Annotated in this window: 9 protein-coding genes; 7 read left to right on the top strand and 2 right to left on the bottom strand. The window is 40.0% G+C overall.

From position 1 onward, the window contains the following. The first annotated feature begins 2 nt into the window (after positions 1–2). The 6 genes from HOD97_00885 (at position 3) to HOD97_00860 (ending at position 8,509) form a co-directional block, all read left to right on the top strand. Positions 3–1,799 carry a Na/Pi cotransporter family protein gene (locus HOD97_00885; GenBank protein MBT4280164.1) on the top strand — a complete coding sequence of 599 codons (1,797 nt, stop codon included), beginning with the start codon at positions 3–5 and terminating at the stop codon, positions 1,797–1,799. A 4-nt stretch (positions 1,800–1,803) separates the two neighbouring features. Next, the gene (locus HOD97_00880; protein MBT4280163.1) at positions 1,804–3,582 is read left to right on the top strand and encodes a Na/Pi cotransporter family protein; all 1,779 of its coding nucleotides are present in this window, start codon (positions 1,804–1,806) and stop codon (positions 3,580–3,582) included. A 27-nt stretch (positions 3,583–3,609) separates the two neighbouring features. Further along, positions 3,610–4,875: a hypothetical protein gene (locus HOD97_00875; protein MBT4280162.1), complete on the top strand. Its 1,266-nt coding sequence runs from the start codon at positions 3,610–3,612 to the stop codon at positions 4,873–4,875. Positions 4,876–4,899: 24 nt separating this feature from the next. Continuing rightward, the gene (locus tag HOD97_00870; protein ID MBT4280161.1) at positions 4,900–6,252 is read left to right on the top strand and encodes a lamin tail domain-containing protein; all 1,353 of its coding nucleotides are present in this window, start codon (positions 4,900–4,902) and stop codon (positions 6,250–6,252) included. A 112-nt stretch (positions 6,253–6,364) separates the two neighbouring features. Next, positions 6,365–7,018 (top strand): hypothetical protein, encoded by a 654-nt coding sequence (locus tag HOD97_00865; protein ID MBT4280160.1) that lies wholly within the window; start codon positions 6,365–6,367, stop codon positions 7,016–7,018. 216 nt (positions 7,019–7,234) lie between these two features. Beyond that, complete coding sequence (locus tag HOD97_00860) at positions 7,235–8,509, top strand: T9SS type A sorting domain-containing protein (GenBank protein MBT4280159.1); 1,275 nt, start codon at positions 7,235–7,237, stop codon at positions 8,507–8,509. A 227-nt stretch (positions 8,510–8,736) separates the two neighbouring features. Here the strand turns inward: HOD97_00860 and HOD97_00855 are convergent, their stop codons facing one another. Then, positions 8,737–9,762, bottom strand: coding sequence for a fructose-bisphosphate aldolase class I (locus HOD97_00855; GenBank protein MBT4280158.1), 1,026 nt, complete (start codon positions 9,760–9,762; stop codon positions 8,737–8,739). Positions 9,763–9,775: 13 nt separating this feature from the next. Beyond that, complete coding sequence (locus tag HOD97_00850; GenBank protein ID MBT4280157.1) at positions 9,776–10,975, bottom strand: pyrophosphate--fructose-6-phosphate 1-phosphotransferase; 1,200 nt, start codon at positions 10,973–10,975, stop codon at positions 9,776–9,778. A 104-nt stretch (positions 10,976–11,079) separates the two neighbouring features. On the opposite strand from HOD97_00850, the gene HOD97_00845 reads away from it, so the two are divergent. Continuing rightward, positions 11,080–13,032, top strand: coding sequence for an acetoacetate--CoA ligase (locus HOD97_00845; protein ID MBT4280156.1), 1,953 nt, complete (start codon positions 11,080–11,082; stop codon positions 13,030–13,032). Positions 13,033–13,092 lie beyond the last annotated feature (60 nt).

Genomic DNA, 13,092 nt, shown 5'->3' with positions numbered 1-13,092 from the left:
CAATGACTCGCGCTCAATCTTCCCTCCTCAAAATAGTTGCATTGTTTGGTCTTCTATTGTTAAACCCAATGTTTGCCGGTGCATCAGGTGCATCTGATACGATTTCATGGGCCGGGCTCATAATGACTCTCGCAGGTGGGTTGGCCTTTTTCCTTTATGGGATGGAAAAAATGAGTGAAGGCATGAAAAAGTCTGCCGGAGACCGAATGCGGAATATCCTTTCTGCACTAACGAGCAATCGCTTTATTGCCATGTTCGTTGGCGCGTTTGTAACTATGGTAATTCAAAGCTCCAGTGCAACAACTGTCATGCTTGTGAGTTTTGTACAGGCGCAGTTAATGACATTTGTCCAATCTCTCGGCGTGATTCTAGGTGCAGATATCGGAACAACGATTACAGCACAATTGGTCGCATTTAAACTGACCGATTACGCATTACTCATGATAGCCGTTGGCTTTGGTATGACCATGCTTTCAAAAAAAGATTCTACAAAATATATTGGCGAAGCAATTCTTGGATTTGGAATTTTATTTTTTGGTATGAAGCTCATGTCAGACGCTATGAAGCCCTTGCGCACCTTCCAACCTTTTATCGATTTATTAAAAGGACTCGAAAACCCAGTCTTGGGACTTTTGGTCGGAACGCTATTTACTGCGTTGGTCCAAAGCAGTAGCGCTTTTACCGGGATTGTTATTGTTCTAGCACAGCAAGGCCTCCTTTCGCTTGAGGCGGGAATTCCTCTTGTCATGGGTGCCAATATTGGAACATGCATTACCGCAGGGTTAGCAAGTATTGGCACATCCAGGGAAGCGAAGCGCGTTGCTATCGCCCATGTTATGTTCAAAGTTGGTGGCGTCCTTCTTTTTATTTTTTGGATACCCACTTTCGCAGACATTATTCGTTCCATATCGCCTACGTCAGTTGGGTTGGATGGCATGGACAAACTTGCTTCCGAAACCCCCCGGCAAATCGCGAATGCTCACACAATATTTAATGTGAGTTTGGCATTGTTTTTTCTACCTTTTACGACCATGTTCGCAAATTTAATTATGAAAATTTACCCAGAGAGAGAGCAGGAAAAGGGCATCCAACCTGCAACGTGGCACTTGGATGATAAAGCTATTTCAACACCAGCCATGGCTATAGATTTAGCTCGTAATGAAATTTCCAGAATGTCTAAAATTTTTGGACGTATGTTAGAAGCGATCATTGAACCGTTTAAATCTAATGAACTAAAGCAGGATGAAAAATACCCACAACTCTCTTTGGTGGAAGGCATCGAAATGCGTGAGGAAAAACTGGATTTCCTTGAAGAACATATTGTCCTTTATTTGCGAAAAATAGGTCGGCAAGAATTATCTGATCATCAAATTCAGGAAGTGTATGGGATGATGTCGATCGTAAATGATATTGAAAGCATTGGAGACATTATCGAAAAAAATATGATTCCACTTATTGCGAAAAAATCAGCATTGAACACTGATTTTTCTGAAGAAGGGAAAGAAGAACTGGATATTTTTCATACTAAAATATGTAAACAAGTCAGTCGGTTAAAAGATGCCTTTTCTGAATTGGATCCTGAATTGGCCAAACGTATCATGGCAAAAGAGGAAAAATATACTGATTTAGAAACTGAATATCGAACAAGGCACTTAGAACGGCTTCATGAAGAAAGAGAAGAATCCATTGAAACCCACGAAATTCATATGGAACTTATGGACCTGTTAAAACAAATCAATGTTTATACAGGCGATATTGCCAAAACAATTCATTCAATTGGCGAAACGAGTCCAGAGTAATTTTATGAACAAAATATCACAGTCAAATATGCTCATTATCGGGATGTTTTGTCTAGGAACAAGTTTATTATTCGCCGGAGGAAATTCCGACGGAACGATAAGCTGGGGATTTTTAACCATCAGTTTATTCGGCGGGTTGTCCCTGTTCCTATATGGCATGGCAAAAATGAGTGAAGGCATGAAAAAGGCTGCCGGAAACAAAATGAGAAATATCCTGGCCGTCCTTACAAAAAACCGAGTTATTGCACTTATTGTCGGCGCCTTTGTGACTATGGTGATCCAGAGTTCCAGCGCAACAACAGTGATGCTGGTTAGTTTTGTTCAAGCTGAACTAATGACATACGCCCAATCTATTGGAATAATTCTTGGGGCGAATATCGGGACAACCGTCACGGCTCAATTGGTAGCCTTTAAATTGACAGACTATGCCCTTCTCATGATTACCGTTGGATTCGCTATGACAATGTTTGGGAAAAAAGAATCGGTAAAACATATTGGGGAAGCAATTCTCGGATTTGGAATTCTATTTTTTGGAATGAAAATTATGTCCGATGCCATGAAACCATTACGATCATTCCAACCCTTTATTGATCTTATGAAAGGATTGGAAAACCCATTATTTGGAATTTTAATTGGTGCAGCATTTACAGCTTTAATTCAAAGTTCTAGTGCTTTTACCGGAATTGTTATTGTATTAGCTCAGCAGGGATTGCTCACTTTAGAGGCTGGCATACCACTCATTCTTGGTGCAAATATTGGAACGTGTATTACGGCAGCCTTAGCGAGTATTGGCACAATCAGGGAAGCTAAACGCGTCGCCATCGCCCACGTCCTTTTTAACATAGGCGGTGTACTTATATTTGTTTGGCTTATACCTCCATTGGCGGAATTGGTCCGATCTTTATCTACATCAAGTGGACTTGAAGGGATGGATAAGCTGGCGGCAGAAACACCGCGGCAAATTGCAAATGCACATACAATTTTCAATGTGAGCGTTGGGTTAATTTTCCTCCCTTTTACAGCTGTATTAGCAACACAGGTTTACCGGATTTTACCCAAACGGGATAAAGTTAAAGGAATAGAACCCGCAATCTGGCACATTGATGATTCTCAGATATTTCATCCCGCTGTTGCGATTAAACTCGCGCAAACAGAAATGTCTAGAATGCTTAAAATTTTAGGACGAATGCTGGACGCATGTTTTTATCCCTTTAATGGCGAGGAAGAAAAACAGGATGAAATATATCCTCAGCTTTCCTTGATCGAAGGCATTGATATGCGAGAAGAAAAAATTGATTTTATCGAAGAACACATCACGAATTACTTATTTCAAATTAGTCGAGGGGAATTAAACGATTTGCAGGCTGAGGAGGTCTTTGCAATGGTATCCATGACAGATGATCTAGAAAGCATCGGAGATGTTATTCACAGAAACATTGTTCCTTTAATTTACAAGAAACAAGCCTTAAAGGAATCTTTTTCTTCTGAAGGAGAAAAAGAACTGGTAGAATTTCATATTAAAACCATGAAACAGGTGTCACGATTAACCGATGCCTTTAGTGAACTCAATTTTGATATGGCACAGAAAGTCATTAAAAAGGAATTGAAATATCAAAGTCTTGGTGAAGAATACAAACAAGCACACCTTAAGCGGGTACAAAAAGAAACAACGGAGTCTGTCGCAACTCATGAAGTTCATATGGAACTCATGGACATGTTAAAACAGATTAATGTCTATTTGGCAAATATTGCAAAAACCATTTCAGATGCAGAAAAGCTCTGAACAACCAACATAAGAAAGAGGAATATCATGAAAATAAAAGAAGTAATTATCGCAACATTATCCACATTGGGGATTTTGTTTGCGCAGGGATTCAATTCTCCTGGTAGAACAGAATGGGACGATGGGATTATTAAATTCAAATCTGAGGATGGAAAATTTCAAACACGATTTGACGTAAGACTATTCCTAGATGGCGCTTACTTCCCTAATGATTCGCTTGAAATGCTCAGCAATGGCACGCATCTTCGAAAAGGTCGTTTCGCCGTAAAAGTAAGAATGTGGGATGTGTGGAAAGCGGAATGGGATATTGATATAGGTGATGCAACAGTCGAGATAAAGGATATGTGGGTCAGCTATAATGGCTTTCACAATGCTTTTATCAAAATTGGACATTTTAAGGTACCTTTTGGTCATGAGATTTTAACCAGTTCTCGCTACCAATCCTTTATGGAGAGAGCCATGCCTAACCTTGCTTTCAAAGTAGGGAGACGATCATCTATTGGCTATACAAAATGGGGTAGAAACTGGAATTTTAGTGCTTCACTTTTCGGGCAGGAGCTTCTCGTGAATGATAAAAACAAAACACAGGATGAAACAGGTGGTGGATTTGGTGCTCGATTTGCTATGGCGCCAATTCTAACAAACACTTTTTTAATTCATGCCGGAGCATCTTATGTGCAACACGCGCCTAATGATGCTGGAAGCGTTGCAGATTTCACCAGTGAGCCGGAAACAAAATTGGGTGATATTGAAATGCTAGATACAGATAATATCTTCAACGTCGATAAAATCAATAGAATTGGGTTTGAGGGTGCGTTAGGATTCAAAAATATCAGCTTGCAGGGAGAATATATGCAGGCAGGATTAACAAGATTCGATGATACAGACACAACAAGTAGTTATTATGGAACTTATAACGATGTTTCATTTAACGGTGGATATGTTTACCTGAGTTGGATTTTAACAGGTGAATCACGACCTTGGGATAACAAACAAGGTGAATTCAGCCAGGTCATTCCTAACAATAATAAAGTAGGAGCTTGGGAAGTGTTGGCCCGGTTCAGTAATTTAAATTTGTCTGATCCAAACGCAACTGATCCGAGAAATCCGAATGGAATTTTGGGAGGAAAAGCAAATAACATCACATTGGGTTTAACATGGTATGCAAATCCAAATGTCAAGTTTTTGTTCAACTACATCATAGTGGATAATTCCACCAATGCTACCGGTGACGGCGCCCCAGGAGATTATGATTTTCACGCAATGAATTTCAGGGCACTTATTAATTTCTAATTAAAATAATAAAGGAGTAATATAATGAAATTATCAAAATGGTTAATTCTACCAGTAGCAGGTCTACTGTTTATAACAAGCTGTGACCTTGGTGAAGAAACTGACGGCGGTGGCGGATCAAATGCTAGTCTTTTAAAACTCTATATTAATGAGTTTTTGGCAAGCAATGATGCGGCTACAATTGATCCTGATGATGATGGTGATCCGTACGATGACTGGGTAGAAATCTATAATGGAGACACCCAGACAATTGATATTGGAGGAATGTATGTTTCTGACAGTAAAGATAACATTACCGCCTATCAAATCCCGACAACGGACCCATCTCTAACAACAATCCAGCCCGGTGGCTTTTTGGTTATTTGGTTTGATGATGTGACTGAAATGACCCAGGGAATTTTACATGTTGGACAGAAATTGGGAAGCGGTGGAGAAGATATTGTTCTCGCTGAATCAGATGGCTTAACAATTATTGACCAAATTACCTATGAAGCCCAAATAACAGATATTTCCTACGGGCGCATTCCTGACGGAAGTGACACTTGGGAATATTTCAGCACACCAACTCCTGGAGCAACAAACAGTTCCGCTCAACCCAATGTGGCACCTGTAATAGTATCTGTTTCACGTTCTCCACAGTCACCATCCCCCATTGACGATGTTGCAATCACAGCAGTGGTCACGGATGATTATGGGCTTGATTCGGTTTTCATGTACTACAAAATCCATCAAGATAGCAGTTTTGTACAACTATCAATGAATGTTGCAACGACTGATACGTTTACCGTAACTATCGGAGCTCAAAGTGATAGCACTACGGTTTATTATTACATCAAAGCTGTAGATGAGTCTGATTTGGTTTCTCTCGAACCAAGTGATGCTCCAACTACAACTTCGTCTTATACCGTTTCTGCAGAAGCTTATGTTCCACCGGCATTGGTCATTAATGAATTTCTTGCCAGTAACGATACCTGTTGCACGGATGAACATGGAAATTTTGATGATTTCATTGAAATATTTAATAATGGGACAGAAGCAGTTGATATCGGCGGTATGTACCTAACCGATGATTTATCTGCTCCTACTACCTGGCAGATTCCTACGAGGGCACCTGATTCAACAACCATTAATCCAGGTGGATTTCTTCTGCTTTGGGCTGATAAAGAATCTGAACAAGGGATTTTGCATATTGAACTGAAACTCGGTAGCGGTGGTGAACAAATCGGCTTGTTCAGTTCTGACGCAACCAACACTGTACCAATTGATACGTTAACTTACCCCGCGCAAACAACGGATATTTCAAGGGGTCGCAACCCTGACGGAAGCGACACTTGGGAGTTTTTCAACATACCAACGCCCGGAGAGTCTAATAACTAATCATATCTCTAGAATCTGGATCATCAGTTTTTTCATTATTACTAATTCATGCAATTTAGATGAAGAAAATGTTGATCCAGATTCAAAATTAGGATTGATTGGGATCTACTCTTTGGATATCCCAGAACCATCCGGTCTTACACTTAATGCAGATGGAACGGCTCTTTACACCGTAAGCGATCCACCTGATAATTCAATATATAAACTGGATTTGTTCGGGAACACAAAATTGGCGCTATCTTACGTCGGGGACGATCTTGAAGGAATTACATTCGATTACCGTGATTCTACTTTGTGGATTGCCGAAGAAAGACTACGGGAAGTTGTACATCTTGATACTCTTGGAAACGAGTTAGCTCGTTATGCAATTCCTTTTGATGGTACTTCAAATACTAATGGTTTTGAGGGTATCGTGTATAATCCGGAAACCAGTAGGATTTCTGTAGTAAATGAAAAGAATCCTGGCACTTTTATAGAATTGGATTTACCAACAAATACTAGTGAATCAATAGCGCTGAATTTTGCACAGGATTACTCAGGTATTTGTTACAATTATGCAGATAGCAATTATATCATAGTTAGTGATGAATCTCAACAACTAATCGTTTGGAATCCTGATGCCAATGTGATTCAATCATTTTCACTTGACATCCAAAAAGCAGAAGGTGTGGTATACAATGCTATTAACAATCGTATTTATATTGTAAGTGATTCTGAGCAGAAATTATATATTTATGCCTTTCCCTCGATTAATACTGGATTCTAAAAATGAAACAAATTCTAATCGTTAATAAAAATGTTTCCCGTCCGTAATTTTCCCAAACATTGTATATTCTAGCAACAAAAATTTCTATTAATGGTTGAAATTCTTACAAAATTTTACGTAATATTCAAACATGACAATTAAGTCCGAATTAATAATTCTAACAATTTCTTTACAAAAGGATTTTCACAACAAACAAAACAAACGAGGAGGATCGTTATGAAACGAATGCTAACAATGATAATGGTGTTACCTGTTCTGCTACTTGCTCAGGCGCCAACGCTGTACATCAATGAGTTTATGGCCAGTAATGATAGTTTCTGGGCAGATGATTCGGGTGGATTCGATGATTGGATTGAAATCTATAATCCCGGTACTGATTCAGTAGATATTGGCGGGTTGTGGATCACAGATGATCTGACAGACCCGGCATCCCATCAATTACCGGACACCGTGTCGGCAATTACAACCATCCCTCCCGGCGGATTCCTAATCCTCTGGGCCGATAAGGAATCGGAACAGGGTCCGCTACACGTAGAAGAAAAACTTGGTGGTGGTGGCGAGCAAATCGGGCTGGTATATATTTCCGGGACAGATACAACATTTGTGGATTCACTAACGTTTGGTGCACAAGCCGGGGATACTAGTTATGCACGTATTGACGATGGTGGCGCAACATGGGCATCTTTTCCGGATCCCAATCCAGGCGCTTCAAACTCTTGGACTCCAGCAAATCTTGCAGGAATAATGGTTAATGAATTCCTGGCAAGCAATGATTCCTGCTGCACGGATGAAAATGGAGAATATGATGACTTCATTGAACTGTACAACGGAGGATCGAATTCGATCAATATTAGCGGAATGTACGTAACAGATGATCTTACTGACCCTGCCTCATTCCAGATCCCCACCAGTGATGCCAGTGCTACTACAATAGCACCCGGCGGTTTTCTCCTGCTCTGGGCTGACAAAGAATCTGAACAGGGTGTACTTCATGTAGAAGAAAAACTCGGCAGCAGTGGTGAACAAATCGGAATTATTACAATCATGGCGAGTGATACTGGTTTTGTGGATTCACTGACGTTTGGTGCGCAAGTTGCAGATACTTCCTATGGAAGATATCCGGATGGATCATCCACATGGAGCACATTAACTCCAACACCCGGTGCAGCAAATGCTGAACTGAGTATTATTGATGGAGGTAACGTACCAATGCGGTTTTCACTAAGTGAAAACTATCCAAACCCATTTAATCCAATTACATCATTCCAATTCACGATTCCAATTGGAGTTGACGTCACAGTTTCGATTTACAATCTACTGGGACAAAAAATGACCACCGTACATAACCAGTACACCAAACCAGGAACTTATAAGTTTTCCTGGAATGGTCTGGATATGAATGGTCAACCTGTAGCTAGTGGTATTTATTTGTATGAACTTGATGCAGGATCTCACTTTCGTCAGGTGAAAAAAATGACAATGCTGAAATAATCCTGCTGACCTAATACCTAAAAAAAAGGGGGCTCATTTGAGCCCCCTTTTTTTATTCATGACCTATTAGATAATATCTGGAATCCTACGAATTTCATTTGCTTGTAATTTTAGTTTTAATTCAAACTAACTGAGAATCAAAATGATGAACTAGTAAATCATTTCAAGACAAATGTTTGGCAATAATTCGCTTAGCTAATTATTGTAACCTACTAAAAAAATGCACATTATTCCATTTCCTTTGAATATGCACCCGTAGATGCCAGTCCATTCAATCCCGCACGTTTCATCAAGGCATCCTGTGCGGCACCGATATTTGCATCACTTCCTCCCCAAGCCTTAAGCGCCGGCTGTTGGAGAGCACGACCATAAGAAAATGTCAAGTTCCAGGGGTTTTTGGAACCGGCTAATAAATTCATCGCATTGAGGTGCGTAGTGGCAAGTTCGTCACTTTGTCCACCTGATAAAAACGCAATCCCCGGAACGGCAGCCGGAACGGTGCGCTTAAGACAAGCTAATGTCATTTCTGCAACAGTGTCCACATCAGCCTGATCAGCAGAATCATAACCAGATAAAACCATATTTGGCTTCAAAATCATTTCTTCGAGACCAACACCCTGAGAATACAGTTCAGCAAACACCGATTCTAAAACCAATTCGGTAACCTCCAAACTATCTTCTATGGTATGATTGCCATCCATTAAAATTTCCGGTTCCACAATCGGAACAATGTCAGATTCTTGACAAAGAGCTGCATATCGTGCTAGTGCGTGCGTATTTGTGCCGATAGAGGTAAAACTGGGCATTGCATCGCCAATTTTAATTACGGCTCTCCACTTCGCGAATCGAGCGCCTAATGATCGGTATTCTTCCAATCGTTGACGCAAACCATCCAATCCTTCAGTTACAGTTTCATCAGGAAATCCGGCCAACGGTTTTGCGCCCTTATCAACCTTAATCCCCGGAATGATACCCAAATTTGTCAAATGTTCAGGATAAGGTGTTCCATCGTTAATTGTAGATTGCCGAAGTGTTTCGTCAAAAAGGATTACTCCGCTAATGTGATTTTCAATTCCGTCAGCGGTAAACAGTAAATCCCGATAAGCATTTCGGGTTTTTTTTGTTGATTCCGCTCCGATTAAATCAAATCGTTTCCCGATGGTAGGCGTACTTTCATCCGCTGCTAAAATTCCCTTCCCGGATGCGACCATTCCTTTGGCAACGTCGTTCAAAGTTTTTAAATCAAGTCCCATTTCAATATCCATTCTACAGTGTTTGTCCAATTTCTTTTAGCATTTCCTGAAACCATTCCTGGTTTATATTGAATGGCTTGCCTCCTCTTATCCTCTCAAAAGGAATTAAACTAATTTCATTATTATTTTCTTCATCCAACCCAACTACACCACTTTTCCCAGCCATCGCAGATTTTGTAGCGCATACAGCGGATCGTCCTATTAAATCTAAATCTTCCCTGTTAGGAGAAGCGGAACGGGCAAAATATCCACTTTTTTGAACCAATACTTTGTCAGCATTTAGGTTTTTCTGAAATTGTTTGGCAAACCATTCTCCAGGATTGAGTGTATCCAACGCCACATGCCCAAAAGCGTCCCGAACCACTTCCTGTCCGGATGCTTCTATTTCCCTTACGATTGTTTCTGTTCCGGCGCCTTCACTTAAGAAAATATTGATACTGTCTTTTTCATCCATCCGTTCTAATAATCGTTCGCATTCCGATTTAAAATTCATGTCCATTTCAGGGATATAAATAGCATCAATATCCCAACGATTTTTTTCAAGCAACAGTTCGGGAAGAAATTCCTTTTTATCCAACCTCACCCTGTATTTATTTGCAGCTGCCGCAGTCAGCCAACCACAATTCCTACCCATGATTTCGTGAATAATTAAATGCCGACTGCTGGTAGTATTTTCATTGGCTATATTTTCAAAATAGACTGCTGTTTGTTCAGCAGCGGTGGCAGCGCCCAAAGTTTGATGAATCGGGTAAACATCATTGTCTACTGTTTTCGGCATTCCTACGATAGTTAATTCAATTCCCTGATTCGATAAATAGTCTGCAAGCTCTCCTGCCATTTTATTGGTATCATCTCCACCAATCGTGTGCAGGATTTTCACGTCATCCTTTTTTAGTTGTTCCGCAGCGACTGCAACAGGATTATCGCCCTTCGGTACATATCCTTTTTGAATACAATCTTCTGTATTGGTCAATTTGACGCGACTGTTTCCGATTGGACTTCCTCCATAAGAAAGTAATACATCGGTAGAGTATAAAGTATCTGGTGGAAAAGGAATTGAAGTTCCCGTTAACAATCCTCTATACCCATGAAGGTACCCAATAAATTCGGTGTTTGCGTTTGGATTCAACATTCGGTATTCCTTAATCAGAAATCCGATAGATGCAGAAAGACACGGTGCAATTCCGCCGGCAGTTAAGAATGCTATTTTCATATATTAAATGTTTTCAAGCTGGAATTTAAACTGAATTGTTTATATCGAATAATATAAATCAACTTTGTAGGTGCAGATTCCATGTTTTTCATCTAATTTTTTCTATGGCAAAAATACTCTGGGAGCCCACCGACAAGCAGATTAATGATTCGCAAATGGATAAATTCCGACAAATCATAAATTCGGATCATAATCTTGATTTGACTGATTATTCTGATTTATATGCTTGGTCGGTTCAACATGTTTCGACATTTTGGAACGCTGCCTGGAAACACTTTAATATAATTCATTCCACATCAGCGACAGAAATAGTTGATGACCCTGGTAAAATGCCCGGTGCGAAATGGTTTTCAGGTGCACAACTTAATTATGCCGAAAATCTTTTGCGATTTCGGGATAATAATATAGCCATCTGTTTCAAAGGCGAAGGGCAACCTGTACGAAAAATAACATATGCAGAACTTTTTAAGAAGGTAAGTAAACTAGCGGCAGCCCTAAAAAAGACTGGCGTGAAAAAAGGTGATCGAGTGGTCGGATTCATACCCAATGTGCCCGAAGCAGTGATTGCGATGCTTGCCACAGCTTCCATCGGCGCCATTTGGTCTTCCTCTTCACCGGACTTTGGAATTAAGGGTGTGTTGGATCGATTCTCACAAATTGAGCCAAAAATTCTATTTTCCGCAAATGGATATTTCTACAATGGGAAAACTTTCGATTCACTAGATAAATTATCAATTATTTTGAAAAAACTTCCAAGTGTGGAAAAAGTAATAGTCGTTCCCTATTCTGAAAAAGATCCTGATATATCATCTATTCCTACTGGCATTTTATATGATGATTTTATTTCAACTGAAGGCGAAGGTACAATGGAATTTGAACAGTTTCCTTTTGATCATCCTTTGTATATCATGTATTCGTCCGGCACCACGGGGTTACCGAAAAGTATCGTTCATGGCGCCGGCGGAACATTAATCCAGCACTTAAAAGAATTGCAGTTGCATACAAACTTGTCACGAAATGACACTATTTTTTATTTTACTACCACCGGCTGGATGATGTGGAATTGGCTCGTGTCGTCTCTTGCAGTAGGAGCAACAGTTGTATTGTACGATGGATCGCCCTTCTATCCTGACTCTAGTGCAATGTGGAGGTTAGCCGAAGAACTTCGAATTTCGATCTTTGGAACCAGCGCAAAATTCATTGACGCTAGCGAATCCGCAGGAGAAGTTCCCTTTAAAAATTATGATCTAAAGAAACTTCGAACTATTTTATCCACCGGTTCACCGTTGATAGAAGAAAATTTTGATTATGTTTATCGAGAGGTTAAAAAAGACGTTCAGTTGTCGTCCATTTCAGGAGGAACAGATATTATTTCCTGCTTTGCCTTGGGAAATCCCACACTACCGGTTTATCGCGGTGAACTGCAGTGCCGGGGTTTGGGTATGAAAGTAGAATCCTTTAATGAAGGCGGAAACGCAATCCAATCAGAAAAAGGTGAGCTTGTTTGTACAGCGGCTTTCCCTTCCATGCCGATCTATTTTTGGAATGATGAAGATGGATCAAAATATTCTAACGCCTATTTTGATACCTATCCAAACATTTGGCATCATGGCGATTATATTGAAATCAATGAACACGGCGGTGTAACAATTTATGGACGAAGTGATGCCACTTTAAATCCGGGTGGGGTGAGAATCGGAACAGCGGAAATTTATCGAGTAGTTGAAAACCTTCCTGAAATCGAGGACAGTCTTGTCATCGGCCAGGACTGGAACGACGATCAGCGGATTATTTTATTCGTAAAATTGAACGAAAATAAATCGCTGACTAAAGAATTGATAAAAACCATTAATTCTACAATCAGGAAGAACTGCTCACCGCGACATGTACCAGCCAAAATTCTATCTATAGCCGATATTCCTTATACAATTAATCTAAAGAAAGTGGAAATTGCAGTGCGGAAAATAATTCACGGGGAAAAAGTCAAAAATAAGGATGCTTTGGTAAACCCTGAATCTCTGGAACTATACCGCGATTTAATTGAATTGAAAAAGTAGCATTATTTTTTTGCCTCTAAGATTACCAAGAAATTATTCAGTTTAAAAAATGTGTTTACT

Source organism: Candidatus Neomarinimicrobiota bacterium (assembly GCA_018651745.1).
Classification (GTDB): Bacteria; Fidelibacterota; Marinisomatia; order Marinisomatales; family TCS55; genus JAAZYX01.
This window is presented reverse-complemented; position numbering and strand designations above follow the sequence as displayed.

Excerpts from the sequence above, each read along its gene's own strand:
- HOD97_00855 (MBT4280158.1), bottom strand. The coding sequence starts at position 9,762 with ATGGGACTTGATTTAAAAACTTTGAACGACGTTGCCAAAGGAATGGTC.
- HOD97_00860 (MBT4280159.1), top strand. The coding sequence starts at position 7,235 with ATGAAACGAATGCTAACAATGATAATGGTGTTACCTGTTCTGCTACTT.
- HOD97_00885 (MBT4280164.1), top strand. The coding sequence starts at position 3 with ATGACTCGCGCTCAATCTTCCCTCCTCAAAATAGTTGCATTGTTTGGT.
- HOD97_00870 (MBT4280161.1), top strand. The coding sequence starts at position 4,900 with ATGAAATTATCAAAATGGTTAATTCTACCAGTAGCAGGTCTACTGTTT.
- HOD97_00845 (MBT4280156.1), top strand. The coding sequence starts at position 11,080 with ATGGCAAAAATACTCTGGGAGCCCACCGACAAGCAGATTAATGATTCG.
- HOD97_00880 (MBT4280163.1), top strand. The coding sequence starts at position 1,804 with ATGAACAAAATATCACAGTCAAATATGCTCATTATCGGGATGTTTTGT.
- HOD97_00875 (MBT4280162.1), top strand. The coding sequence starts at position 3,610 with ATGAAAATAAAAGAAGTAATTATCGCAACATTATCCACATTGGGGATT.
- HOD97_00850 (MBT4280157.1), bottom strand. The coding sequence starts at position 10,975 with ATGAAAATAGCATTCTTAACTGCCGGCGGAATTGCACCGTGTCTTTCT.